The sequence below is a fragment of the Streptococcus equinus ATCC 9812 genome (genome assembly GCF_000187265.1).
Lineage (GTDB): Bacteria > Bacillota > Bacilli > Lactobacillales > Streptococcaceae > Streptococcus > Streptococcus equinus.
Map to the genome: position 1 here is coordinate 1,150,718 of NZ_GL698429.1, position 25,044 is coordinate 1,175,761.

Annotated in this window: 22 protein-coding genes and 1 pseudogene; 9 read left to right on the forward strand and 14 right to left on the reverse strand. The window is 37.7% G+C overall.

Going from position 1 to position 25,044, the window contains the following annotated elements; translation table 11 throughout:
* Positions 1 to 228: 228 nt before the first annotated feature.
* Positions 229 to 543, reverse strand: coding sequence for a thioredoxin (gene trxA, locus HMPREF0819_RS05515; protein ID WP_004233217.1), 315 nt, complete (start codon positions 541 to 543; stop codon positions 229 to 231).
* Between the two features lie 240 nt (positions 544 to 783).
* On the opposite strand from trxA, the gene HMPREF0819_RS05520 reads away from it, so the two are divergent.
* A complete protein-coding gene (locus tag HMPREF0819_RS05520; protein ID WP_044023366.1) occupies positions 784 to 1,281 on the forward strand; it encodes a phosphatase PAP2 family protein in 498 nt (165 codons plus the stop codon).
* A 70-nt stretch (positions 1,282 to 1,351) separates the two neighbouring features.
* On the opposite strand, the gene nadC is transcribed toward HMPREF0819_RS05520, so the two are convergent.
* The 4 genes from nadC to HMPREF0819_RS05540 all read right to left on the reverse strand — a co-directional run bounded on the left by nadC (position 1,352) and on the right by HMPREF0819_RS05540 (position 5,721).
* On the reverse strand, positions 1,352 to 2,242 hold the full coding sequence (gene nadC, locus HMPREF0819_RS05525; RefSeq protein ID WP_004233221.1) for a carboxylating nicotinate-nucleotide diphosphorylase: 891 nt from the start codon (positions 2,240 to 2,242) through the stop codon (positions 1,352 to 1,354).
* Positions 2,243 to 2,413: 171 nt separating this feature from the next.
* Positions 2,414 to 4,750 (reverse strand): endonuclease MutS2, encoded by a 2,337-nt coding sequence (locus HMPREF0819_RS05530; protein WP_004233223.1) that lies wholly within the window; start codon positions 4,748 to 4,750, stop codon positions 2,414 to 2,416.
* A gap of 108 nt (positions 4,751 to 4,858) precedes the next feature.
* Positions 4,859 to 5,407 carry a CvpA family protein gene (locus tag HMPREF0819_RS05535; protein WP_004233225.1) on the reverse strand — a complete coding sequence of 183 codons (549 nt, stop codon included), beginning with the start codon at positions 5,405 to 5,407 and terminating at the stop codon, positions 4,859 to 4,861.
* 5 nt (positions 5,408 to 5,412) lie between these two features.
* Positions 5,413 to 5,721 (reverse strand): hypothetical protein, encoded by a 309-nt coding sequence (locus HMPREF0819_RS05540; protein ID WP_004233227.1) that lies wholly within the window; start codon positions 5,719 to 5,721, stop codon positions 5,413 to 5,415.
* Positions 5,722 to 5,841: 120 nt separating this feature from the next.
* Between HMPREF0819_RS05540 and rnhC the strand changes: the two genes are divergently transcribed.
* The 4 genes from rnhC to HMPREF0819_RS05560 all read left to right on the forward strand — a co-directional run bounded on the left by rnhC (position 5,842) and on the right by HMPREF0819_RS05560 (position 10,660).
* Positions 5,842 to 6,741 (forward strand): ribonuclease HIII, encoded by a 900-nt coding sequence (gene rnhC / locus HMPREF0819_RS05545; protein WP_004233229.1) that lies wholly within the window; start codon positions 5,842 to 5,844, stop codon positions 6,739 to 6,741.
* A 15-nt stretch (positions 6,742 to 6,756) separates the two neighbouring features.
* On the forward strand, positions 6,757 to 7,350 hold the full coding sequence (lepB, locus tag HMPREF0819_RS05550) for a signal peptidase I (RefSeq protein ID WP_004233232.1): 594 nt from the start codon (positions 6,757 to 6,759) through the stop codon (positions 7,348 to 7,350).
* Between the two features lie 112 nt (positions 7,351 to 7,462).
* Positions 7,463 to 9,925, forward strand: coding sequence for an SF1B family DNA helicase RecD2 (gene recD2 / locus HMPREF0819_RS05555; protein WP_004233236.1), 2,463 nt, complete (start codon positions 7,463 to 7,465; stop codon positions 9,923 to 9,925).
* Between the two features lie 240 nt (positions 9,926 to 10,165).
* Complete coding sequence (locus HMPREF0819_RS05560; protein ID WP_004233239.1) at positions 10,166 to 10,660, forward strand: hypothetical protein; 495 nt, start codon at positions 10,166 to 10,168, stop codon at positions 10,658 to 10,660.
* Between the two features lie 49 nt (positions 10,661 to 10,709).
* On the opposite strand, the gene dinB is transcribed toward HMPREF0819_RS05560, so the two are convergent.
* Entirely contained in the window at positions 10,710 to 11,807 is a 1,098-nt protein-coding gene (dinB, locus tag HMPREF0819_RS05565) for a DNA polymerase IV (protein WP_044023367.1), read from the reverse strand.
* A gap of 222 nt (positions 11,808 to 12,029) precedes the next feature.
* On the opposite strand from dinB, the gene pflB reads away from it, so the two are divergent.
* Positions 12,030 to 14,354 (forward strand): formate C-acetyltransferase, encoded by a 2,325-nt coding sequence (gene pflB / locus HMPREF0819_RS05570; protein WP_004233244.1) that lies wholly within the window; start codon positions 12,030 to 12,032, stop codon positions 14,352 to 14,354.
* A 60-nt stretch (positions 14,355 to 14,414) separates the two neighbouring features.
* Entirely contained in the window at positions 14,415 to 14,852 is a 438-nt protein-coding gene (locus HMPREF0819_RS05575) for a GNAT family N-acetyltransferase (RefSeq protein WP_004233247.1), read from the forward strand.
* Between the two features lie 88 nt (positions 14,853 to 14,940).
* Here the strand turns inward: HMPREF0819_RS05575 and HMPREF0819_RS05580 are convergent, their stop codons facing one another.
* The 4 genes from HMPREF0819_RS05580 to gla form a co-directional block, all read right to left on the reverse strand.
* Positions 14,941 to 15,555 (reverse strand): DUF1269 domain-containing protein, encoded by a 615-nt coding sequence (locus tag HMPREF0819_RS05580; RefSeq protein ID WP_044023368.1) that lies wholly within the window; start codon positions 15,553 to 15,555, stop codon positions 14,941 to 14,943.
* Between the two features lie 95 nt (positions 15,556 to 15,650).
* Positions 15,651 to 16,571, reverse strand: coding sequence for a serine hydrolase domain-containing protein (locus HMPREF0819_RS05585; protein ID WP_004233253.1), 921 nt, complete (start codon positions 16,569 to 16,571; stop codon positions 15,651 to 15,653).
* Entirely contained in the window at positions 16,568 to 17,314 is a 747-nt protein-coding gene (locus tag HMPREF0819_RS05590) for a CppA family protein (RefSeq protein WP_004233255.1), read from the reverse strand. The genes HMPREF0819_RS05585 and HMPREF0819_RS05590 overlap by 4 nt, the downstream gene beginning before the upstream one ends.
* Positions 17,315 to 17,485: 171 nt before the next feature.
* A complete protein-coding gene (gla, locus tag HMPREF0819_RS05595; RefSeq protein ID WP_004233256.1) occupies positions 17,486 to 18,337 on the reverse strand; it encodes an aquaglyceroporin Gla in 852 nt (283 codons plus the stop codon).
* Between the two features lie 120 nt (positions 18,338 to 18,457).
* Between gla and HMPREF0819_RS05600 the strand changes: the two genes are divergently transcribed.
* Positions 18,458 to 20,740 carry a Xaa-Pro dipeptidyl-peptidase gene (locus HMPREF0819_RS05600; RefSeq protein WP_004233258.1) on the forward strand — a complete coding sequence of 761 codons (2,283 nt, stop codon included), beginning with the start codon at positions 18,458 to 18,460 and terminating at the stop codon, positions 20,738 to 20,740.
* A gap of 36 nt (positions 20,741 to 20,776) precedes the next feature.
* Here the strand turns inward: HMPREF0819_RS05600 and HMPREF0819_RS05605 are convergent.
* Positions 20,777 to 22,399 (reverse strand): annotated as a pseudogene (locus HMPREF0819_RS05605) (sensor histidine kinase).
* 139 nt (positions 22,400 to 22,538) lie between these two features.
* Between HMPREF0819_RS05605 and HMPREF0819_RS05610 the strand changes: the two are divergent.
* A complete protein-coding gene (locus tag HMPREF0819_RS05610) occupies positions 22,539 to 22,838 on the forward strand; it encodes a YbaB/EbfC family nucleoid-associated protein (protein ID WP_004233261.1) in 300 nt (99 codons plus the stop codon).
* 41 nt (positions 22,839 to 22,879) lie between these two features.
* Here the strand turns inward: HMPREF0819_RS05610 and HMPREF0819_RS05615 are convergent, their stop codons facing one another.
* The 3 genes from HMPREF0819_RS05615 to HMPREF0819_RS05625 all read right to left on the reverse strand — a co-directional run bounded on the left by HMPREF0819_RS05615 (position 22,880) and on the right by HMPREF0819_RS05625 (position 24,908).
* Positions 22,880 to 23,602, reverse strand: coding sequence for a MerR family transcriptional regulator (locus HMPREF0819_RS05615; RefSeq protein WP_044023369.1), 723 nt, complete (start codon positions 23,600 to 23,602; stop codon positions 22,880 to 22,882).
* 95 nt (positions 23,603 to 23,697) lie between these two features.
* Entirely contained in the window at positions 23,698 to 24,285 is a 588-nt protein-coding gene (locus HMPREF0819_RS05620; protein WP_004233264.1) for a 3'-5' exonuclease, read from the reverse strand.
* Between the two features lie 74 nt (positions 24,286 to 24,359).
* Complete coding sequence (locus HMPREF0819_RS05625; RefSeq protein ID WP_004233265.1) at positions 24,360 to 24,908, reverse strand: DUF536 domain-containing protein; 549 nt, start codon at positions 24,906 to 24,908, stop codon at positions 24,360 to 24,362.
* Positions 24,909 to 25,044 lie beyond the last annotated feature (136 nt).

The following is a 25,044-nucleotide window of genomic DNA, read 5'->3' on the forward strand; positions in this document are numbered from 1 at the left end:
CTTGCATATAGGAAGATTTATCTTTTTTACACAGTCGGTAGGGCAAGTTCAATTATCATCAAACATGATGAACTGAACCTCTCCTTTCTACTTTTTTAGCAAATGATAAGATAATAAATGTTAGAGTTCCATCTCTTAACACACTCATTATATTCCTTGAAGTCTACTCCAAGTCAAGGACAAAATTACTTTATCAAAAAAGTCAGGGTTACCCCTGACCTTAATTGATTAACTCAATTCAGCAACGATTGCTTTGATTTGGTCTTTAGTGTGAACACCAGCAACTTGTTTCACAACTTCACCATCTTTTTTGAAAAGCAATGTTGGAATTGACATGATACCAAATTTTTGAGCTGTTTCTGGATTTTCGTCAACATCGATTTTAACGATTTTAAGTTCGTCTTCGTCCATTTCTTCTGACAATTGTTCCAAGATTGGAGCTTGCATCATACATGGACCACACCATGTTGCCCAAAAGTCAACAAGGACAAGGCCTTCATTAGTTTCTGCTTCAAATGTAGCATCAGTAACATTAAGTGCCATTATAATTACCTAGAACTTCTAAATGGGCTGACTTGTTTTTTCAATAAAAAACGGATACGAATCAGCCAAGCATCCCAAAGTTCTTTTTCCTTTTCTATTAGTTTATGAGCCTATTTTACGGGAAATTTACCATTTTGACAACTAATTGCTACGGAATTTTCTTTTTTTGGAAAAATTCTCATTTTCCCCCTATTCTAGCTCATGTGCTATAATAAAATTATCATTACTCAGAGGAATCCTATGAAAAATTATGCTGATTTTTATGCCAAAATAACTGACCCAATCCGAAAAAATCCACGCACTGTCCACAGTTTGAGACTTATCAACAGACTATTAACAGCAGTCATGTATCTGGTCTATCCGCTACTGCTTGTTTACCTTTTTTTCAAACGGCAAAGCCAACTTATCCCAGCTATCTTTATCCCTGGAGTATCGTTTATCCTTGTATCCTTGATGCGAAAAATGATTAATACACCACGTCCTTACGAAGCTTGGCAGATTAATCCCCTCATCAAAAAAGACACCAAAGGTCAATCCATGCCAAGTCGCCACGTCTTTTCAGCAACGATTATCAGCATGGCTATTTGGCGACTAAATCCGATTTTAGGAATTCTTTTCCTTGTTTTATCGCTAGTCATCGCTATTTGCCGTGTCATTGGTGGAGTTCACTACCCGCATGATGTTGCGGCTGGTTATCTTATTGGCATTATCTTTGGACTATTATTTTTCCTTTTTTAGTTATCAACATCAAATCCCCAACTCAATTGAGCTGGGGATTTTTTTATCATTTCTTCAAAAGATTTTCCACTTAATTTTCAACAGGATGCAAATTTTTAAGCGATAAATCCAGAATATTCGCTGAATGCGCAATCGCTCCGCTTGACACGTATTGAACTGCCAAACCTGTGTAAGAAGCAAGATTTTCTCGAGTGACATTTCCTGAAATTTCGATTTCAGCTCTGCCATCAATCAAAGCTACCGCTTCTTTCATAACATCGTATTCCATATTATCAAGCATAATGATATCAGCTCCAGCTTCAACCGTTTCTTTAACCATATCAAGTGTTTCCACTTCGATTTCGATTTTACGGACAGATGGTGCATAAGCTTTAGCAGCAAGAACTGCCTCTTTAACACCACCAGCAGCATCGATGTGATTATCTTTTAGCAAAACACCGTCTGATAAGTTGTAACGGTGTTTTTTACCGCCACCAACTTTAATAGCATATTTTTCAAAAATACGGTTATTTGGCGTTGTTTTACGTGAATCAAGCAACGTAATCGGGCTATCTTTTAAAAGGTCTGTCATTTCATGCGTGTAAGTCGCAATCCCGCTCATGCGTTGAAGATAGTTGAGTGCAGTGCGTTCTCCTGAAAGAAGGACACGAATATCACCACGAACAGACTCAGAAATCAAAAATGAACGTTCTTTCGGATTTTCTTGGTAGAGTGTTGTTGGGTAAATTTGCACGTAAGACATATCCTTAAGTTCGATACCGTGTTTTAGTGAAATCGCTAGCGCATCACCAGTTAAATGTTTGAAGTTTGTACTGTTTGTATACAAACCACCAACACCACCACTGGCAAGAACTGTCACATCAGCTGTAATCTTTTTAAGTTCACCATTTGAAAGGCGCACAATACCACCGTAACAACGATTATCTTCTTCTAAGATATCAAGCAGACAAGTATCTTCCATTAAAGTTACATTTCAGTATACCAAAAAATCTTGCTTGTGAACGTCAATGTCGTAAACGGTTAAAATTCAGTCGCTAACCGCTATTTTTTTATAGGAAGAAGTTGAAAATTATGGTTGCTCACAACTAAAAATAACTCAAAAAAGCCTAGGACAGTCCTAGACTTTTTACATTTAACCAAGATTTGCGATGGTACAGCCACTGCCACCTGCATTTTGTGGGGCGTAGCCGAATGATTTGACATGTTTGTTGCGGCGAAGGTATTTTGTGACCCCTTCACGAATAACACCTGTTCCGATACCGTGAATGATATCAACTTGAGCCATGTTATTAAGCAAGGCTTGGTCGATAAATTCATCCAATTCTTGCATAGCTTCTTCATAACGTTTACCACGAAGGTCAAGTCGAGCACGTGGTCCAGCTGATTTCTTGCTTTTCTTAACAACATGAACTTGTTTTTTCTTAGGTTTTTGCACTTCTTCTTGAACTTTGACAAGGCTAAATTCGTCTTCTTTAAGCGTCATCTTAATGAGACCAACTTGCGCTTCCCATTTACCGTTTTTCGTTTGGTTGATCAAGGTTCCGCGTTGACCATAAGCTGTGACGATAATATCATCACCCACGCGCGGTGCACGCAATTTCTTAGCTTTCTTAAGAACTTTATTTTTCGATAAATCAACTTCAGGTGCCAATTTTTTCAACTGACTTTTAGCTTCAATGACTTCGTGTGGTTTAAGACTTGCTTTGTGGTGAAGATTTTTAAGGATTTCTTCACTTTCAGCCATGGCTTTATCCACAATTTCTTGTGCCTTAGCAGAAGCTTTTTCAAGTTCTTTGTCTTTTGCATGTGAGAATTCATTGTAAAGTTTCTTGACTGCACGATTGAATTTAAGGTTATCTTGTTCAACTTCTTTGATATGGTCAAGACGTTTGCGACTTTCATGCGTTTGTTCTTCCAAACGTTCGATGATGCGGTTAACATCCGTATCAGAATCCGTCAAACGCTCTGCTTCGTTGACAATCACTTCTGCAAGACCTAAACGACGAGCGATTTCAAAGGCATTTGAGCGTCCTGGCACACCTTGCATGAAATGATAAGTCGGGCTCAAAGTCTCTGTGTCAAATTCCATGCTGGCATTTTCAACAAACTCTGTCTCGATACCGTAAGCTTTTAGTTCAGGATAGTGAGTTGTTGCCATGGTTTTCACTTGTGTCAAACGCAAATGCTCCAAGATTGAAATGGCAAGACTTGCCCCTTCTTGTGGGTCAGTTCCTGCCCCCAATTCATCCACAAGGACCAAGCTATCTTTATCAGCAGCTGCCAAGATATCCACAATATTTGTCATATGGCTTGAGAATGTTGACAGGCTTTGCTCGATAGATTGTTCATCACCGATGTCAGCAAAAATCTCATTGAAAACAGCAACTTTACTACCTTTGTCAGCTAGGATTGGAAGTCCTGATTGTGCCATAAGCTGCGCTAATCCCAAAGTTTTCAACATGACGGTTTTACCACCGGTATTTGGACCAGTGATAACGATCACTGTCAATTCATCAAGGAAATGAAGGTCATTTGCGATAGGATTTGTCAACAGCGGGTGACGAGCTTGTAAGAGCTGAACGGTCTTATCTGTGGATAATTGTGGAACGACTGCTTTGTTTTCCTGCATGAAAAGAAATTTTGCACGTACAAAATCCAAGTGTCCTAAAACCCAAGCATTGTTGCGAATAATATTAGTATGCGGACGAAGCATATTTGACAACTCACGCAAAATACGTGCCATTTCATGACGTTCATCTGCGCGCAATTGTGTGATTTCTTCGTTTAATTGGACAACGGCGCGTGGTTCAATATAAACAGTGCTTCCTGATGCTGAAATATCATGCACAACCCCTGAAATACGATTGCGGTAGCTATTTTTCACAGGTAAAACTGCACGACCATTACGGCTTGCAATCAAAGTCTCTGTCAAATGGTCAGCTTGCTTTTTCAAAATATCTTGCAAAACTTGACGCACGCGGCTTTCATCATGATTGATTTGACGACGAATACGGTCAAGTTCATGACTTGCAAAATTTTCAATAAAACCGCCATCGTTGATCGCTTGAAGACTACCCTGCAGACTTGGTAGAAGTTCGATTTTTTCAAAAAGATTATTGAGCGCATGCAGCTCGACATTTTCTAAATCATTGTAAAAATGTTTAACTTCTGCAGAAACTTGCAAGATTTTTTTGATGTCGATAATCTCTGAAACGTTAACATCAGCATCCAATTCTAAGCGACGCATACTTTCAGAAATATCACGCAAACTGCCAAGACCAAATCCGTGTTGCTCAATGAAAATCTGCTCCATATCAGACATTTCATCAAATGAACGTGAGATACGATCTGGTTCAGTCATTGGAGAAAGTTTACGTAATTCCTCCTGCCCTTGCTCAGTTTGTAAATAGCCAGCAAAAAGTTGCTTGACCTTATCAAATTCTAACTGTTCTAAAATTCTGTTATTCATATCACTATTATACCAAAACTCATCTCATCAAGCGCCATTTGGCACTTGTGTTTTCCTTTAAATATAAACTGAATAAGTCTGAGATAAACTACCCCAGACTCTTTTACATTATCCTAAAATTGCTGTCACCCATAGTGACTTAATGATTCCCGCTAGTGGCTGAAAATCATTAATAATTAGACGTGCTAACCAACTACTTGATAGCAAATTCTGCACCATTGACATAGGAACAGTTGCAAGTAATGTCAACAAGAGATTGCAAGATATCAGTGTTACTAAAATCGCCAAAACGCCACTGACACAATTAACCTTGACATTATCAAAATGATGAAGCGGCAATAAATGCACAATAATCCCTAGTAAACGAAAAAGTGCATAGACAACCATATAAATAGCTGTAAAAGCTACCCCTGCATAAAAAACTTTATCTAAATCAAAAATATTAACATCGGTGAAAAAATTTACCACGGCTCCTTGATTCGGATTTGAATAAGGAATCCACAAAGTCAAATTTTCCGACAACGCTTGGTAAAAACGACTAGCTACAACTAATGACACAATACTCGCTACAAGATAATAAGCTTGCAAAATAATGCCACGTGAATAGCCAATATAAAAATGCCAAGCTAAAATCAGCAAAATAAAAACTGATAACATATATATTATTCCTCTTCAGAATCAGCCTTGCTGGCTTTCTCCTTAATATCGTCAATTGTCTCAGAACGAAGCGCCATCAATTCTTTTTCCATTTTTTCAACTTCAATCTCACGACTAAGCTGAGTAGAAAGGGAATTGATAGCCATTAAAATAGCCACAGTTTCATTGTCAGCTTGTGGCAATTTTTCTTTGATTGTATTGTATTTTTCTTTGGCTACACGCTCAACTTCTTCCATAAAGAGGTTATCTTTATCTGTTGTTAATGTGAGCGACTTCTCTCCAAAGACGAATTTATAACGATTTTTGCTTTCCATATAGTCACCTCTTTGACATTATACCTTAAAATGGGCATTTCGTAAAATGTAAGCGTGAAAATAGCAGTTTTCAACGGCTATTTTACCACTTTGTCTACCTTTTTATGTTACAATTAAAGCATGAATACAATTGTTATAAAACTAGGGAAAAATGACTTGCAAAACTTAGTCAAAACACTTGCTAGTAAGCAAATCACAAACAACAACCCTTACGTCACTTTCGCCGCAAAAATCAATGGCGTCACAGTTCTTGCCTACACCTCTGGTAAGGTTGTCTTTCAAGGCAGTTCTGCTGAAGAGGTTGCTAGCCAATTTGGTTATAAAGCTTCTGAGCCAGCTGAGAAAAGCAGCCAAGCTGGGCAAAACATGCCACTTATCGGTTCAGACGAAGTTGGAAACGGGTCTTATTTTGGTGGTTTAGCTGTTGTTGCTAGTTTTGTAACACCTGATGACCATGCTCTGCTTAAAAAACTCGGTGTTGATGATTCCAAAAATCTAACCGATAGTAAGATTCGACAAATCGCTCCAATCTTAGAAAAAAACATCAAGCACAAAGCTCTGCTATTGTCCCCGAAAAAGTATAATCAAGTTGTCGGGAAAGGCAAAATGCATAATGCCGTATCCGTTAAGGTGGCTCTCCACAATCAAGCTATCTTTCTACTTCTGCAAGATGGTGTAAAACCTGAAAAAATCGTTATCGATGCTTTTACAAGCCGTCAAAATTATGAAAAATACCTAAAAAATGAAGTCAATCATTTTAACAATCCGCTCACGCTTGAAGAAAAAGCTGAAGGCAAATACCTTGCTGTCGCAGTCAGCTCAATCATCGCTCGCAATCTCTTCTTGGAAAACTTGGATAAACTCAGTCAAGAAGTCCAATATAAATTACCAAGTGGTGCCGGTAGCCAGTCCGATAAAGTTGCTAGCCAAATCCTAGCAGCATATGGTATGCCTGGTCTAGAGCACACCGCGAAACTTCACTTTGCAAACACTCAAAAAGCACAAAAATTATTAAAATAAAGTCGAGGAAGATTTATGAAACATTTTATCAAAGAATGGGGACTCTTCATCCTCTTTGTCCTACTACTTGCTGTCCTTCGTATTTTTGTCATCGAACCTGTCAGAGTTGATGGACATTCTATGGACCCGACACTTGCTGACGGTGAACGCTTAATCGTTTTAAAAACGTCATCGATTGACCGATTTGATATTGTAGTCGCAAAAGAAAAAGAAGGCAAAAAGACAAAAGAAATCGTAAAACGTGTTATCGGACTTCCAGGTGATACTATTACTTACAAAGACGATGTTCTTTATGTCAATGGCAAGAAAACAAGTGAACCTTACTTAGTCAAATACAAAAAAGCTTTTGACAATGGTGACTTGGAAGATATTTACTCTTACAACACTTTATTCCAACAGTTAGTTGATAATTCAGATGCCTTTACGACTGATAAAGATGGTAACACTGAATTTACAGTTAAAGTTCCAAAAGGTCGCTATTTCTTGCTAGGTGATGACCGTATCGTCTCAAAAGATAGCCGCGAAGTTGGTACCTTTAAAAAATCAGCTCTCGTTGGTGAAGTCAAATTCCGCTTCTGGCCACTTTCAAAAATTGGAGGCGTCAACTAAAAATCATTGAAGGCTTAGCTCACTTGAGTTAAGTCTTTTTTATGCAGTGTTTGTCTATCAGATTTCCGAATGTTATAATAAAGCCACTATAGTAATCAAGTAAGGACAAGTTATGGAATACTTCTTTTCTGGCATTGTTGAGCGTATTATTTTTGAAAATGCCAGTAACTTTTTTAAAATCGTACTACTCGAAATCGAAGATACTGACTCTGATTTCGATGATTTTGAAATCATTGTCACAGGGACAATGGCTGAAATCATTGAAGGAGAAAATTATACTTTCTGGGGTGAATTGACCCAGCATCCAAAATACGGTGATCAGCTTAAACTCACGCGCTACGAGCGTTCAAAGCCAAGCTCATCTGGATTGATTAAATATTTTTCAAGCGAGCACTTTAAAGGAATTGGGAAAAAAACTGCTGAAAAAATCGTGCAGCTCTACGGCGAAGACACCATCGATAAAATTCTAGAAGACCCAAGTAAACTCGACAGTATTTCAGGACTTTCTAAGGAAAATCGTGATAATTTTGTTGCCAAATTAAAACTCAATTATGGTACGGAGCAAATCCTTGCCAAACTTGCTGAGTATGGGTTGACTAACCGTGTGGCTTTTGAGATTTTTAACCAGTACAAAGAAGAAAGTCTTGACATTATCCAAGAAAATCCTTATCAACTCGTTGAAGACATCCAAGGGATTGGGTTTAAAATAGCTGACCAACTGGCTGAGCAGTTAGGCATCGAAGCAGATTCTCCACAACGTTTTCGTGCGGCACTTGTCCACACATTATTCGAACTTTCTGTGGAAAACGGCGATACTTATGTCGAGGCGCGTGATTTATTAGAAAATGCCATCACTATTCTTGAAGAAGCACGACAAATCGAACTTGACCCCGCAGCTGTCGCTAAAGAGTTATCCACACTTATTGCTGAAGACAAGGTGCAGAATATCGGTACTAAGATTTTTGACAACACGCTCTTTTATGCTGAAGCAGGTATCAAAAAACATTTGACGCGTATCCTTGATACCCCACTGTCTAAGCAATTTTCAGCCGAAGAACTGGAAGAAGAAATCGCTGAAGTCGAAGAAAATTTTGGGATTTCTTATGACCAAGTGCAAAAAGATGCTATCAAAAATGCCCTGCAAAGCAAAGTCTTTATTCTAACTGGTGGACCGGGAACAGGAAAAACGACCGTTATCAACGGTTTAATCGAGACCTATGCTGCTCTTCACCGCATTGACCTTGAGAAAAAAGATATCCCAATCATTCTAGCAGCACCGACTGGTCGTGCAGCCCGTCGTATGAACGAATTGACTGGCTTACCAAGTGCCACGATTCACCGCCACCTCGGCTTAAATGGCGATAATGACTATCAAGCTATGGATGATTATCTTGATTGTGACTTGATTATCATCGATGAGTTTTCAATGGTCGATACATGGCTTGCTAACCAACTGTTTAGCTCTATTTCATCAAATACTCAAGTTATCATCGTCGGAGATAGCGACCAATTGCCTTCGGTAGGACCTGGACAAGTTTTGGCAGATTTATTGAAAATCAAAGAATTACCGCAGTTAGCACTGACAAAAATCTTTAGACAGTCCGAAGATTCAACTATCGTTACTTTAGCCAATCAAATGAGACAAGGCATCTTGCCAGCTGATTTCACACAGAAAAAAGCTGACCGCTCTTATTTTGAAGCTAGCGCCCAATACATTCCTGAGATGATTCCAAAGATTGTCAGCGCAGCTATTAAAAGTGGTATCAGCCCACAAGAAATTCAAATTCTTGCCCCCATGTACCGCGGAGCAGCTGGGATTAATCGCCTTAATACGATTATCCAAGATTTGTTAAACCCACTCGGTGACCAATTGTCATTTGCCTTTGGTGAGATGAATTTTCGTAAGGGAGACAAAGTTCTCCACCTCATCAACGATGCCGAACTCAATGTCTTTAACGGTGATATCGGCTATATTACTGACCTTATTCCTGCCAAATACACCGAGTCTAAGCAAGACGAGCTGTTTATGTCTTTTGATGGTACTGAAGTGAGCTATCCTCGTAACGAATGGCATAAAATCACACTGGCTTACGCCATGTCTATCCACAAATCTCAAGGTAGCGAATTTCAGGTTGTTATTCTGCCAATCACACGTCAGAGTCACCGACTCTTGCAGCGTAACCTTATCTATACTGCCATTACACGCTCAAAAAGTAAGCTAGTCATGCTGGGAGAAATTGCTGCCTTTGACTACGCGATTAAAAGCGAAGGTGCTAAACGCAACACTTACCTCGTCGAACGTTTCACAGGAGACGAAGAACTCCCTGAAATAGATTCTTCTGAGGGCATCACTGATTCTGGAATTCAAAAACACGAAACAGCTAAAAACACTCCTTCAAATTTCGAAGAAGAAAATTCTTCTAAAAAAGCTGAACAACTCAGCTTGGATATTGAGGAAGAACTTGAAACTGAAGAGCCAAAAATTTATCGCCTAACAGAAGAAAATATGGCATTTATCGATCCGTTGATCGGTATTACCCAAGAAGATATCGAACAATTTTTTAAACGTTCATAACTCAAAATAGGATTTTAAACCATTGAAATCCTATTTTTTTATCACTTAAAAAGTAAAATGGAATCTTCCAAATTTTGATTTCACAGCTAAAATATTTAGAAGTATAAAACGATTTAACCCTTGAAACTAAAGGTTTTCACAAGCTTACATCTTCTGATATAAAAGTGTTTACATAAAAAAATATTATGATATAATAGCCGTACTATCATATTAGTTAACCATTATTTTAGGAGGTTTAAAATGGTTCCATATGAAAAAATTCGTCAATCTTTGCGTTCTTGGACGCTCTTCATCGCTTGGGTAAATGTTCTCGGCGCTGGTGCTAAAGTAGTTTCTATTATTAGTCACTTTATTTTAGTCAACAACCTTGATCAATTAAAAGCACAATTAGATGCTGAAAGCTATCAAGCTATCGAAATCTCAGCACATTTTGGGAATGTTATTCTTTATGTTGCTGCACTTATCGTAAATATTCTTGTAGCTGTTTTAGCATTTAAAAACTTAGCAAAAATCAAAGACGATGCACCAAGTTTGTCACCTTACCGCATTGCCTTGATTTATACTGTTGTTTGCAACCTTGTATCTTTTGCTTTTACAATTTACCTTGGTGCGACACTTTCACCATTTAGTATTGTTCTACCACTTGTCTTCTTAGCACTTTATGGCTATGTATACAATAAGGCTGCACAACTTTTAGACAAAGACGATGCTGATGATTCTGAAAGTAATAAATAACTAGGTCTTTTAGAAACAATACCGTCTCAGCACTTACTAAGACGGTATTTTAATTTTTGAAAAGATTTAAAGGACGAATATTATCTTCTAATCCCATGATAGTAACCCCCAGAAGACGCACACCAACTTTGGATTCTTCCAAGCTGTCAAAAATCTCATAAGCAGCTTGTTCAATGATATCAAAATCATTAGTGGCATCATCTAATGTTTTACGCTTGGTCAATGTTGAAAAGTCAGCATAACGAACTTTCAAAACAACTATTCGACCAATTTTATTATTACGTGCCAAGCTATTAACAACACGACGTGCATTTTTAGAAATCTCTGATTTAATATCCGCGTCATCGTATAATAGCTTGCCATATGTTCGCTCACTTCCAATTGATTTTCGAATACGATTGGGTTTGACAGGAGAATTAGAAATACCACGCGCTTTACGGTACAAATCATAGCCAAAACGCCCAAAATGATCAATCAAGGTCATCTCAGGAATTTCTAACAAATCTGCTCCTGTATAAACACCAAGTTGGTGTAGTTTTTCAACAGATTTCTTACCCACGCCATGAAATTTTTCAACCGGTAATTCTTTCAAGAAATCTTCGGCATCTTCTGGCATTACCAATGTCAAACCTTTTGGTTTATCAAAATCTGAAGCTAATTTTGCTAAGAATTTGTTATAAGAGACACCTGCTGAACAAGTCAGGTGAACTTCTTGCCAAATATCATATTGAATCATTTTAGCGATTTTAATAGCAGATTTAATGCCTAATTTATTCTCAGTGACATCCAAGTAAGCTTCATCAATGGACATGGGTTCAACCAAGTCTGTGTAACGCTTGAAAATCTCACGAATTTGCATTCCAATCTCTCGGTATTTTTGGTAGTTACCAGAAATGAAAATGGCCTGTGGACATCGCTCATAAGCTTCCATCGATGACATGGCAGAATGCACGCCAAATTTTCTCGCCTCATAGTTACAAGTTGACACGACACCGCGTCCACCAGTCTTACGTGGGTCAGAACCGATAATAACAGGCTTTCCTTTGAGTTCTGGATTATCCCTTTCTTCCACTGACGCAAAAAAGGCATCCATATCAATATGAATAATTTTTCGAGAAGTATCATTAATTAATGGAAAAATAAGCATCATCCAATCCTTTCTGATTCTATTATAACAATTTTCATTACTTTCAAGCAAAATTTACAAATTTCTAGTACAGTTGGCCAACTTTCTGAAACTGTTCTAGAAAAGTTTCTAGTTTTTTCCAATTTTTTCGATTGGGAAAACGCTTCCTTTATGATAGACTTATAATTGTAAATGTAACAGATGACTTGTTACAGCTACTAGAATTTAAGGAGAAATCTCATTATGGCGACTGTTAAAACAAATGCAGATGTTTTTGAAAAAGCCTGGGAGGGCTTTAAAGGTACTGACTGGAAAGAAAAAGCCAGCGTTTCTCGTTTCGTACAAGCTAACTACACACCTTATGATGATGATGAAAGCTTCTTAGCTCCAGCTACTGAACGCTCTCTTAAAATCAAAAAAATCATTGAAGATACAAAAGCTAAATACGAAGCAACTCGTTTCCCAATGGACACTCGTCCAACATCAATCGCAGATATTCCTGCCGGCTATATTTCAAAAGACGATGAATTAATCTACGGTATTCAAAATGATGAGTTGTTCAAATTGAATTTCATGCCAAAAGGTGGTATCCGTATGGCAGAAACAGCACTTAAAGAACATGGTTATGAACCAGATCCTGCTGTTCATGAAATTTTCACAAAATATACTACTACAGTAAATGACGGAATTTTCCGCGCTTATACATCTAATATCCGCCGTGCGCGTCACGCACACACTGTAACTGGTCTTCCGGATGCTTACTCTCGTGGACGTATCATCGGTGTTTACGCACGTCTGGCTCTTTATGGTGCTGACTACTTGATGCAAGAAAAAGTTAACGACTGGAACGCCATCACTGAAATCGACGAAGAGTCAATCCGTCTTCGTGAAGAAGTAAACATGCAATACCAAGCTCTTGGTGAAGTTGTTAAACTTGGTGACCTTTACGGACTTGATGTTCGTAAACCAGCCATGAACGTTAAAGAAGCTATCCAATGGGTTAACATTGCTTTCATGGCGGTGTGTCGTGTTATCAATGGTGCCGCTACTTCTCTAGGACGTGTTCCAATTGTTCTCGACATCTTTGCAGAACGTGACCTTGCTCGTGGTACATTTACAGAATCAGAAATTCAAGAATTTGTTGATGACTTTGTCTTGAAACTTCGTACTGTTAAATTCGCACGTACAAAAGCTTATGATGAACTTTACTCAGGTGACCCAACATTCATCACTACTTCTATGGCTGGTATGGGTGCTGACGGTCGTCACCGTGTAACTAAAATGGACTACCGTTTCTTGCACACACTCGATAACATCGGTAACGCTCCAGAACCAAACTTGACAGTTCTTTGGACTGATAAATTGCCATACTCATTTCGTCATTATTGCATGAAGATGTCACACAAACACTCTTCAATCCAATATGAAGGTGTGACAACAATGGCTAAAGATGGTTACGGTGAAATGTCATGTATCTCATGCTGTGTATCACCACTTGACCCAGAAAACGAAGAACAACGTCACAACATCCAATACTTCGGTGCTCGTGTAAACGTCCTTAAAGCTCTTCTTACTGGTTTAAACGGTGGTTACGATGATGTTCACAAAGACTACAAAGTATTTGACATCGAACCAGTACGTGACGAAATCCTTGATTTCGAAACAGTTAAAGCTAACTTCGAAAAATCACTTGATTGGTTGACTTCAACTTATGTAGATGCCCTTAACATCATTCACTACATGACTGATAAATACAACTACGAAGCTGTTCAAATGGCATTCTTACCAACTAAACAACGTGCTAACATGGGATTTGGTATCTGTGGATTTGCAAACACTGTTGATACATTGTCAGCAATCAAATACGCTACTGTAAAACCAATCCGCGACGAAAATGGTTACATCTATGACTACGAAACTACTGGTGACTACCCACGTTGGGGTGAAGATGACCCACGTTCTAACGAACTTGCAGAATGGTTGATTGAAGCTTACACTACTCGCCTTCGTCGTCATAAACTTTACAAGAACGCTGAAGCAACTGTATCACTTCTTACAATCACTTCAAACGTTGCTTACTCTAAACAAACTGGTAACTCTCCAGTTCACAAAGGGGTTTACCTCAACGAAGATGGTACTGTAAACCTTTCTAAACTTGAATTCTTCTCACCGGGTGCCAACCCATCTAACAAAGCTCGTGGTGGTTGGTTACAAAACTTGAACTCTCTTGCTAGCCTTGACTTCTCATATGCTGCAGATGGTATCTCACTTACAACTCAAGTTTCTCCACGCGCTCTTGGTAAGACATTCGATGAACAAGTTGATAACTTGGTAACTATCCTTGATGGTTACTTCGAAAACGGTGGACAACACGTTAACTTGAACGTCATGGACCTTAAAGATGTTTATGATAAAATTATGAATGGTGAAGATGTTATCGTTCGTATCTCAGGTTATTGTGTCAACACTAAATACCTTACAAAAGAACAAAAGACAGAATTGACTCAACGTGTCTTCCACGAAGTTCTTTCAATGGATGACGCTGCTGAAACCGTTGCTGCCAAATAATAAATATCAAAAAAGACTTTGTCAGTTGACAGAGTCTTTTTTTGTCCTTAAAATAGAGCTATGAAAATCAAACAAACACGAAATACACTCTCAGATACATACCTTGATGCCATGAAAATTCGTCAAGAAGTTTTTGTTAAAGGGCAGGGCGTCCCATTATCGCTTGAAATCGACGAAAACGAAGCTCACTGCCTTCATTTTGTCCTTTACCATAGTAATGGACAAGCTGTCGCAACTTGCCGTATTTTGCCTAATCATGACCTTAGCCAAGTAACTTTGCAACGCATGGCTGTTCTTAAAGACTATCAAGGAAAACACTTAGGACAATACTTGCTAGAAGATGTCATTAACTTTTGTAAAGCTCAAGAGTTTAAACGTATCATCCTTCACGCACAGCTATCTGCCAAAGGTTTTTACGATAAACTTGGTTTTACATGTTTTGGCGATGAATTTGAAGAAGCTGGTATTCAGCATATCAGCATGGAAAAAATTCTCTAAAATTTTAGATATTAAAAGCTCTCTTATACAAGAGAGCTTTTTTTTATGACACTGTGGAGAGCTTAAAAAGATTGACTACTTTTCCTATTTATTCTTTTCCTCTTAGGCGATGGAATTTTTCTTTGATTGCTTCTGCGATATCATTACCTTGTTCTTTAAAGTGATTGATACGACGTTCGTTCACATCTTCTTGAAACTTATCAAACAATTCATCTTGAACCTGACCTGCAAGCTCAATTTCACGAGCAAGTGCTACAGCATCCCAACGCATAATATTAGTTTTATAAGGAGCAAAGACATGGTTTAGTACGCTTTCGTCTTCTTCATGAACTAGAGCAATCACCGCCACATCACCGTCAAGCAACTTCGTTGTGACTTCTTCAATCAAACTATCATCATTTGCATCGTTCATACTACCGCTAGCAGCACCAGCAAGACTTCCAATACCATATCCGATGATAACTCCGATTGGTCCGCTCAAGATACCGAGTAAACCACCAATGATACCACCAATTGTGGCATATTCGTGACTAGAATCATCAAAATCAACGGAATCTTTGATACTAATTTTTCCATTTTCGTTTTTCACCAAAGCAATTTGAGCAATCTGTGTTTTTTGATCTTGCTTAAAAGCTTTTAATTCTGAAAATGCTTGGTACGCTTCACTTTCAACATTGAAAACAACCGTAAGTACATCTGCCATAAGCCTATCCTCCTTTTCTCTGACTAACTTCATTATAGCACTTTCATGCAAAAAAAGCCGAGAAAAAGTTAAACGTTTTCATGTTTTTATTAATCTTACAAATTTTCCTGAATCCAATCAGAAATTTTCTTTCGCTCCTCAATCCAAAGGGGACGATCATCATAAGCATAGGTGCGATTCGTCAAGAAAATAGCTGCCTTTTGTTCTTTGCGATTTATCGCAACATAAGTTCCAGTATAACCAGTGTGATCAAGCCAATCACCTTCTTTATTCCAAGCAAGTGAACGCTCTTTATTAGCACGGCTATAATTTTGCCAAATATCACGTGCAAAGTCATCAGTCAGATAATGCTGACACATTTTTTCCAAATCACTTACAGTTGAAAATAACCCTGCCGAGCCAGAATGGCAACCAAGAACTTTTGCTTTTGGATCATGGACAACACCATCTAAAATTCCTGCAACGGTCGGCACAGCGTTTTTTACAGGTCCAAAACTGGTGTCTGACATAGCAAAAGGATTAAAGACCTCTTCTTGAAAAATAGCTTGTAAAGATTTATCGAAGATTTTTTCCAGCATAAAGCCTAGCAGTAAGAAATTAATGTCAGTATAAAGAAAATCTTTTTTATCTTCTACCGTGATATGATTGATTGCATCTTTAAGCTGCTCAGCATTAAGAGAATCTCGATTTGGAATAAAAGGATTAATACCACTGCTATGCGTTAAGAGCTGACGAAGCGTAAGCTTATTCTCATGAAATTCAGGATAGTAGTGCTTAAAAGGCATATCAATATCCAACTTACCCTCACGAACAAGCGAGATGACTACAGTGCCCACTCCAACAACCTTAGATACCGACGCCAAATCATAAAGCATCCCAGGCTGGACAGGATTGTCACCATCAATTGTTCCAACATAGGATTCTGACCATTTACCGCCTTTAAAAAGAGCTATAGAAGCTCCATGATAAATATTACGATCAATCTGATCATTCACAACATCAATTAAATCGATCATTTGATAAACCAAATTTCAACTTGACTAGGATCTGAAAGAACAAGAACACTCTCTTTTTTATCCAAATAAATGGATTGCTCTTTAGATTCCAAATAATCTGCCAAAGCTCTCAAGTCATATTCTTTAGGAACTTTAAATTCAAGAATTTCCAAATCCCAAGTTTTAAGTGGGTCAATCGTCAAATCTGAACCGTTACCTTCTTTGAACTTAAGATTTAATGGCAAGTTACCACCAAAGATATCTTTATAGAAAGCTTGTGAGCTTGCTTTATCAGCAACATTTAGCGTCAATCCTTCAAAACGGAAGGCTGAAACTTCTTCTAATTTATCATTTTCAGGAAAAGGTCGATTGTCAATTTCTTCAAGAGTTTGAATGTCATCTTCTGAGTGTAACAGGAAAAGATCACCTTCTGGAGAAACTGTCTCAAAAGCATAACCACGGTCACCTTTAAATAGACGTTCTACGTCAACACCGTTACCTAAAATTGCTTCGATTTCATCAGCTTTAGGAATTTTAACAATAATTTTATTAATTTTTTTATCGCCTTTAACAGCACGAGTCCATGGTGCTGGTGATTCTTCAATAACAAAACGTGCATTTCGTTGTTTTGTTGAAAAAACGGCGATTGCATTTTCTTCGTGAACTAATTTAAAACCTAATCGTTGGTAGAAATCAACGTTTTGATCTCGATTGTTGATTCGTAAAACAGGGTGCCTAAACGTGACTCCGTTAAATAAAGTCATAAAAATCTCCTCACAGTGTTATGTATTTATAGATTATACGAGTAAGTTCTTATAAAAAATAAGGACCGTGTCTTTTCTATTTTAGAAAAAATTAGTCAGTTTGACAAGAAATTATGCTTTTCACGACAAAACAAAAAAGAACCCGAAGGTTCTTTTTTCTGTTTTATTATCTTATAGATACAATAGTTTAAACAAGGCAACTGCAGCAATACCAGCAAGGATTGGAGCTACAACTGGTACCCATGAATACCACCATTTAGAATCGCCTTTGTGTTCACCAAGAATTGATTTTGGAAGCAACGCATGGACGATACGTGGACCAAGATCACGTGCAGGGTTAAGACCAGGACCTGTAGGACCACCGAGTGAAGCTACGAGTGTCATTACCAAGAAACCTAAAGCAAGGTGAGCTACTGATAAACCTGAGTTAGTGAAAGATCCCAGTTGCAATTTACCTTGAATAGTCGTGCCATCAATGCCTTGTTCTGTAGCGTATTGAACAATTTCAGAACCAAAGTAGTTCTTAGTAAGTGCCATAGCCCCAAAGAAAAGAACGAATGAACCTAAGAACTCATTCAAGAAACCGTTAATCCAAGCAGCTTTGTGGCTTTCTTTTGTACCATCGTCAACAGCTGAGATAGTTGAGAATGAACCAAGGATAGCATTTGGATTTTCAGTTTTAAGGTAGTATGGCTTGTGTGTCATAACGATAAGCAATTGACCAAACATTGCACCAAGTAATTGTGCAGTGATGTACTGTGGAACGTGTGACCAGTCAAATAAACCTGAAACTGCAAGTGCAAGTGTGAAGGCTGGATTAATGTGGTTACCTGAAACGTTACCAAACATGAGTGCAGGAATCATAACACCAAAACCATACCCAAGTGCAATGATAACCCACCCAGAGTGATTCCCTTTTGTCCCCTTAAGTTCCACATTAGCAACTGCACCATTACCAAGAATGATGAGTAAAGCTGTCCCGATAAATTCTGTGATGTATTTCACAGTCCATGAAAAGTCCATGTCTTTTTGTTTCCTCCAAAAAAAATATAGCTTAGACAACTAACATTTTATCAAGTATAATAGACAATGTAAAGGTTATCTGTAAAATTAAAACGTTTACTTTTAGAAGGAGAAATTTTCATGAAATATAACCAATTCTCTTACATACCACGGCCTGCCGATACTTGTGAACAAGAATTACAAGCTCTTGGATTTGAGCTTAACAAACGTCAATCTGATAAAGAGACATTAGAGCACTTCTGCCGTAAGATTTTCTTTAATTATAAAGATACGGACTATCCACTTGGCAACCTTATTGCTGATTTTGAAACTGATTTACTAACATTCTTGCAATCTGATTATCCTTTAACGGCAGATATTTTTTATACTGTTGCTCTTCAATTGCTTGGATTCACACCACATGTTGATTTTACAGATACAACCGACTTTTTAGAAAAAATTGCATTTCCAATCAATTACCAAAAAGGTCACATCATCGAGATACTTTACCAGCTTCTTCTTAGTCGTCAAAAAAATGGTATGACTTTGCTTGATAACTTGATTAGTAAAGGACTTATCCCAGTTGATAATGATTATCATTTTTTCAATGGTAAATCTTTAGCAACCTTTAATACAAATGATTTAATTCGTGAAGTTGTTTATGTACAAGCTCCGCTTGATACTGACAATGATGGTCAGTTAGATTTGGTTAAAGTTAATATCATTCGTCCTAAAACTAGCCACAAAGTACCAACAATGATGACTGCTAGCCCTTATCACGAAGGGACAAATATCGTTGCTAACGATAAAAAACTTTACAAAATGGAAGGCGACTTAGCTATCAAGCAAGCAGGTAAAATCGACGTTGAAACTCGAGATTTCAAACCACTTGCAACACCTGAATTAGAACTTCCAGTAGGTGAAGCTGAAGAAAGTTTCAGCTTTATCGACCCATACACATTAAACGACTACTTCCTAGCTCGTGGATTTGCAAATATTTACGTTTCAGGAGTAGGGACTGCTGGTTCAAATGGCTTTATGACAAGTGGTGACTACGCTCAAGTTGAAAGCTTTAAAGCTGTTATCGATTGGTTAAATGGCAGAGCTGTTGCCTTTTCTAGCCATCGCCGTGACCAAAAAGTTCTTGCTGATTGGGCTAGTGGGCTAGTCTGCACAACTGGTAAATCTTATCTCGGTACTATGTCAACAGCCCTTGCGACAACAGGTGTCGAAGGACTCAAAGTTATCATCGCTGAATCAGCTATTTCATCTTGGTACGACTACTACCGCGAAAACGGTCTTGTCTGTAGCCCTGGCGGCTATCCTGGTGAAGACCTTGATGTTCTTACCGAATTGACTTACTCACGAAACTTACTAGCTGGCGATTATCTCCATAATAATGACCATTACCAAAAATTACTCGATGAACAATCAGCTAACTTAGACCGAGAAACTGGTGATTACAACCAATTTTGGCATGACCGCAACTACCTTCCTCATGCTGATAAGGTATCCGCAACATGCGTTTATACACACGGTCTTCAAGATTGGAATGTTAAACCTCGCCACGTCTTCAATATTTTCAATGCACTGCCTCAAAATGTCGAAAAACATGCTTTCCTTCACAACGGTGAGCATGTCTACATGCATAACTGGCAATCAATCGATTTCCGCGAAAGTATGAATACACTACTTTCTGAAAAAATGCTCGGACAAGATAGCCACTATGACTTACCAACACTTATTTGGCAAGATAATAGTCAAGAACAAACTTGGTCAAGTCAATTAACAAAATTTGGCAGCGATGACAAAGAAACATTATCTCTTGGCACTAACCAACAAATCATTGATAACCACTATGGCAAAGATGACTTCGAACGTTACAGTAAAAACTTCCATACTTTCAAGACAGATTTATTTGCTGGAAAGGCAAACAGTATCTGCGTTGATATTCCACTCCACAAAGACTATCACATCAACGGACAAATAACCCTACATTTAACACTGAAATCAAGTGAAAATAAAGGGCTCTTATCTGCACAAGTGCTTGATTACGGTCAGAAAAAACGTTTCAAAGATGTGCCAACCAACCGAAACCTTCATGCTATCGACAACGGGCGCAACTTTTCACGCGAAGCACTTAAAGAATTGCCATTTGTCAAAACACAAGAACGTGTCATCACAAAAGGTGTTCTCAATCTGCAAAATCGAAGTGATTTGCTGACTGTCGAAGATATCAAACCAAATGAGTGGATGACTCTTGATTTTACCCTTCAACCAAGCATCTACAAACTCAAAAAAGGTGATAACTTGCGAGTCCTTCTCTACACAACAGACTTCGAGCACACTATCCGTGATAACGGAAATTACATTTTGACAGTTGATTTGGAAAACTCAAGTCTTGAAATGCCCGTAGAAAAATAACTATCAAAAAAGATTGAACCAAAGGTTCAATCTTTTTTATTTATGAAACGTTAGTAACATCTGTGTCCCAATATTTTCCTGACTTTGGACTTGAATAGTAGCGTTATGAAGTTTCAAAGCATGTTTGACAATTGACAAGCCAAGACCTGTTCCGCCAACTTTTTTAGAGCGGCTTTTATCAACACGATAAAATCTTTCAAAAATACGGTTCTGCTCTTCTTTTGGAATACCAAGACCAGTATCCTTAATAGCTAAGAAAACATCTTTTTTGTTCGATGTGATTGTTACTTCAACGCTTCCCTTATCACGATTATAAGTAATAGCATTATCACAAATATTGTACAAAATCGAATGAATCAAAGCAGGATCTCCAAACATCATGGTTGACTGACCTGTTAAGTGTAGACGAATCTGTCTCTGACTAGCTTTAGTAGATAAACTATCAAGAACATTTTTAGCAATTGCGTAAACATCCAATGTTTCCATAGGTACTTGATCTATCTCATCCAGATGTGACAATTTGATAATATCTTCTACTAACTGAACCATACGCTTAGACTCTTTGTAAATTTTACCAGCAAAATGAGGAGTATCCTCACTTGAAACCATTCCACTTGCAAGCATCTCTGAATATCCTGAGATTACATGTAAAGGTGTTTTTAATTCATGTGAGACATTAGCTGTAAATTCATGACGCAACTGTTCATTTTGCAGTTGTTCTGTCACATCAAACAAAAGAATAACTAATCCTGTCACGTTGCCTTCAAATAAAATCGGACGAATCAGAACTTTATAGCTTTCCTTATCAAAATGGATAATTCTTTCTTGCTTTTGACCATCTAGACCTGATTTTAACCATTTATTAAACGAAAAATCCATCGTGAGTTTTAAGATGTTTTTTCCAAGACACGTTTGATCTGTCTGAAAAAGTTGTTGCGCAGCATCATTGATACTAATTACCTGACACTTAGCATCCAATAAAATAATACCTTCTTTAATTTTTGAAATAATGGTATCAAATTCTTCTTTTTTCTGGTTTAACAAAGCTTCTTGTTTACTCAATGCCTTTTGGTGATGATCAATCCGTCTTAGCAAAGGAGAAATTTCATCATAAGCTTCATTTTTCAGTGGCTGATCCAAATCTAAATCATTTAAAGGCGCCACAATACGTTTAGCAGTATATCGCGCGACCCAAATGGATAATGTAATAGCTAATATGATAATTAGCGCAAATGGCTGAAACATTCGAATGTATAGTAACAACAAGCTGTGCTGTGTCACTGATAATCGGATAACCGTCCCATTATCTAGACGCTGCGCTAGATATAGAGACTTAGTTGTTAAGGTTGATGAATAGCGCGTGCTTTCTCCTTTTCCATCAGTCAAGGCTTCCTTAAATTCTTTCCGATTGGCATGGTTATCCATTTTCTTAGCATCATACTGATTATCATAGAGGACATTTCCTTCGTGGTCAATCCAAGTCATTCAAACTCCGGATACCTTAAGGTAATCAAAGTAGCTCTTTCCCTCAAGGTTTACCCCTTGAGCAACCAAAGAAGTCTCCGCACGAAGTTGCTCTTTTTGTACCTGAGCAAAGTAGCTATAAAGAACCCCCATAATTAACATAACTGCCAAAAAGAGAATTCCCAAAGTTACCATCCCAAAAGCAATAAGGACATGCCAAACTCCAAACTTTAAGTTCTGTAGGAAAGATGCTATAATATTAATATCTTTTCCAAGATAAATTTCCAAATTAATAAAGGATTAAACCCTTGCTCTGAAAGGAATCTCGTTAATTATGATGAACATGCAAAACATGATGCGTCAAGCTCAAAAACTTCAAAAACAAATGGAGAAAAAACAAGCTGAGCTTGCTAGCACAACTTTCACTGGAAAATCAGCTCAAGAACTTGTCGTTGCTGAATTCACAGGTGACAAAAAATTGGTAAATATCTCATTCAAAGATGCTATCGTTGACCCAGATGATATCGAAACACTTCAAGATATGACAACTCAAGCTATCAACGATGCTCTTGCTCAAGTTGATGCTGCAACCAAAAAAACTCTTGGCGCATTTGCAGGAAAATTGCCATTCTAATTTTAAAACAAAAAACTCGAACCAATTGGTTCGAGCTTTTTTTACACTTCTTTTGCTGTTTCAATACAATATGATTTTTCATGACAATGTGGACAAGTTAATTTTCGTATTTTTGGCGTATGGGGCGCAAAGAAAAATGTTTTAAAATTTGGTTGGAACACATGATGACAATTTGGGCAGATATAAGCAACATTTTGAGCATAATTCTTCGTAAACCAAACAGCGAAGGGAGCTAGGATGATTTCAGCAATCACATAAATCCAAATATTCCAAGCCACTATTGCCCAGACTAAACTACCAACTTGAACAAGAAACAAGGGCAAAAAGATGAAAAACATCTTCCAATGAACTTTTTTCAATGATTTTTGATTTTTCATGGTAAGAGAAATGTCTGATAAAAATTCTAGTGACTGACTTGAATCAGTTTTAACCCTGTCAAGAAGATTTACAGCTGTGTCAAGTTTAGCTTTTTTCTCTGCAAGCTGCTGCTTGATAGCTTTGATATGCTCGACCAAAAGCAATTCTAAAACCTGCTTTGCATTTTCTTCAGCATACAAGCGTTTAATCTGCTCTATTGAAAAGTCAAGATCACGCAAAAAACAAATCAAGCGTAATTTCTCCAAATCAGATTCGCTATAAATACGACGACCACCTTCTGATAACTGAGATGGCACTAAAATGCCTCGTTTATCATAGTACTGAACTGTGCGAACAGAAACACCTGCTAGCTTAGCCAAATCACCAGTTGTATAAGTCTGAGACATTTCCTTCACCTCCTTTCTGCCCTCATTATAGGACATGCCCCAAGGTCATAAGCAAGAGGTTACCTTAGATGATTTTTTTGAAAAATAGCAGAGCCTTAGCCAAAAAAGCCACCCAAAGCAGCAAATGGATTATCACCATGCTCTTCTTCTTGCTGATTTAAATAAGATTTATTCTCATCAAATTCCATAAATTTTTCATAAACAAGAGCTGTCATACGAGCATCTTCTAGTGAATTATGACCGTGACCAGAAATCCCCAAAAAGTCTGCAACACTTGTTAATTTAAGATTAGCAATACCATTTAAATCTGAGCTACGACGTTCATAAGCTTCATCATAAAGATCAACCTTGTAAAGCTCTGTCAAATCTAAATTATTTTCAGCTAACAAAGGAAGGTCTGATTTCAAGGCATTGTAGCCAACGAGAGCTGTTTTGCCAACAAAATCTTTAAAATTAGCCAAGACTTTATCTAATTTTGGCGCCTTAGCAATTTTTTCAGACGTGATTCCTGTCAAACCATTAATAAAAGATTGTAAAGGCACATCAGTGTAAACATAAGTGTCAAAGCTGTCAATCTCTTCACCATCTTTAAATTTTACTGCTGACACTTGGATAATATGACTAACTTCAGCAACTGTGTTGAATTCCAAGTCAAAAGCAATGTACTCAGATAGCTTTTCCATAATTCCTCCTTAATCACATAACTAGTTTGCTTTTACAAAATAAGCTGGAACTTTCGTCCCAGCCACCAACTTCCTTATTTTTTACCAAAAAGGCGTGAGAACAAACCTTTTTTCTTAGTTTCTTCTACTTCTTCTTGTTCTTGAGTTTCTTCTTCAGTTTTTGTTTGAATTTCTTCAAATTCAGCTTTAGCTTCGTTTAGTTCAAGTTGAAGACGTTTACTATCTTCCATTGCGGCAAGTGTCAACTGTTGTTGTTGATCCAACTGTTTATCTTTCTCACCGATTTGAACATCTTTAACACGAAGTTGTTCATCTTTTGAAGCCAATTGTTTATCTTTAGCTTTTAGTTGTTCATACAAACGAGTAATTTCTGTATTTTTCTCGTCAACTAAAATCTCTAAAAGCTCACGTTGTTTTGTTTCTTCATCAATTGGTTCATCTTCAAAGATTGTTTTTTTGTAGATTTCTTCTAGCTTGATAAGTCCGCTACGATTAACAACCGTAACCCCTTTTTCATTTTTATCAACATCTTCTTCTGGGAGATTCTTAACACGATTGTTAACCGCTTGACGGCTAACTCCTAGAATCTCAGCAATTTCACTAACTGTTTTCTCGATTGCCATAATATCCTCTTTACATTGAAATACTTATGACAAGAATAACACATGAGCCCTTGATTGTCAATTTAAAGTCGGTTTCTTGACTGCTTCAAGCTTGAAATGATAGGCTTTTTTTAAATCGTGTCAACTTTCTGTCATT

What these genes read in the sequence shown, in the direction of transcription:
- HMPREF0819_RS05540 (WP_004233227.1), bottom strand. Translation starts at nt 5,721, where the DNA reads ATGGAAAGCAAAAATCGTTATAAATTCGTCTTTGGAGAGAAGTCGCTC.
- HMPREF0819_RS05620 (WP_004233264.1), bottom strand. Translation starts at nt 24,285, where the DNA reads ATGGAAAAGCTATCTGAGTACATTGCTTTTGACTTGGAATTCAACACA.
- trxA (WP_004233217.1), bottom strand. Translation starts at nt 543, where the DNA reads ATGGCACTTAATGTTACTGATGCTACATTTGAAGCAGAAACTAATGAA.
- dinB (WP_044023367.1), bottom strand. Translation starts at nt 11,807, where the DNA reads ATGCTTATTTTTCCATTAATTAATGATACTTCTCGAAAAATTATTCAT.
- HMPREF0819_RS05600 (WP_004233258.1), top strand. Translation starts at nt 18,458, where the DNA reads ATGAAATATAACCAATTCTCTTACATACCACGGCCTGCCGATACTTGT.
- HMPREF0819_RS05590 (WP_004233255.1), bottom strand. Translation starts at nt 17,314, where the DNA reads ATGACTTTATTTAACGGAGTCACGTTTAGGCACCCTGTTTTACGAATC.
- HMPREF0819_RS05575 (WP_004233247.1), top strand. Translation starts at nt 14,415, where the DNA reads ATGAAAATCAAACAAACACGAAATACACTCTCAGATACATACCTTGAT.
- pflB (WP_004233244.1), top strand. Translation starts at nt 12,030, where the DNA reads ATGGCGACTGTTAAAACAAATGCAGATGTTTTTGAAAAAGCCTGGGAG.
- HMPREF0819_RS05580 (WP_044023368.1), bottom strand. Translation starts at nt 15,555, where the DNA reads ATGGCAGATGTACTTACGGTTGTTTTCAATGTTGAAAGTGAAGCGTAC.
- HMPREF0819_RS05625 (WP_004233265.1), bottom strand. Translation starts at nt 24,908, where the DNA reads ATGGCAATCGAGAAAACAGTTAGTGAAATTGCTGAGATTCTAGGAGTT.
- recD2 (WP_004233236.1), top strand. Translation starts at nt 7,463, where the DNA reads ATGGAATACTTCTTTTCTGGCATTGTTGAGCGTATTATTTTTGAAAAT.
- HMPREF0819_RS05585 (WP_004233253.1), bottom strand. Translation starts at nt 16,571, where the DNA reads ATGATCGATTTAATTGATGTTGTGAATGATCAGATTGATCGTAATATT.
- HMPREF0819_RS05520 (WP_044023366.1), top strand. Translation starts at nt 784, where the DNA reads ATGAAAAATTATGCTGATTTTTATGCCAAAATAACTGACCCAATCCGA.
- HMPREF0819_RS05610 (WP_004233261.1), top strand. Translation starts at nt 22,539, where the DNA reads ATGATGAACATGCAAAACATGATGCGTCAAGCTCAAAAACTTCAAAAA.
- gla (WP_004233256.1), bottom strand. Translation starts at nt 18,337, where the DNA reads ATGGACTTTTCATGGACTGTGAAATACATCACAGAATTTATCGGGACA.
- HMPREF0819_RS05535 (WP_004233225.1), bottom strand. Translation starts at nt 5,407, where the DNA reads ATGTTATCAGTTTTTATTTTGCTGATTTTAGCTTGGCATTTTTATATT.
- HMPREF0819_RS05530 (WP_004233223.1), bottom strand. Translation starts at nt 4,750, where the DNA reads ATGAATAACAGAATTTTAGAACAGTTAGAATTTGATAAGGTCAAGCAA.
- HMPREF0819_RS05560 (WP_004233239.1), top strand. Translation starts at nt 10,166, where the DNA reads ATGGTTCCATATGAAAAAATTCGTCAATCTTTGCGTTCTTGGACGCTC.
- nadC (WP_004233221.1), bottom strand. Translation starts at nt 2,242, where the DNA reads ATGGAAGATACTTGTCTGCTTGATATCTTAGAAGAAGATAATCGTTGT.
- rnhC (WP_004233229.1), top strand. Translation starts at nt 5,842, where the DNA reads ATGAATACAATTGTTATAAAACTAGGGAAAAATGACTTGCAAAACTTA.
- HMPREF0819_RS05615 (WP_044023369.1), bottom strand. Translation starts at nt 23,602, where the DNA reads ATGTCTCAGACTTATACAACTGGTGATTTGGCTAAGCTAGCAGGTGTT.
- lepB (WP_004233232.1), top strand. Translation starts at nt 6,757, where the DNA reads ATGAAACATTTTATCAAAGAATGGGGACTCTTCATCCTCTTTGTCCTA.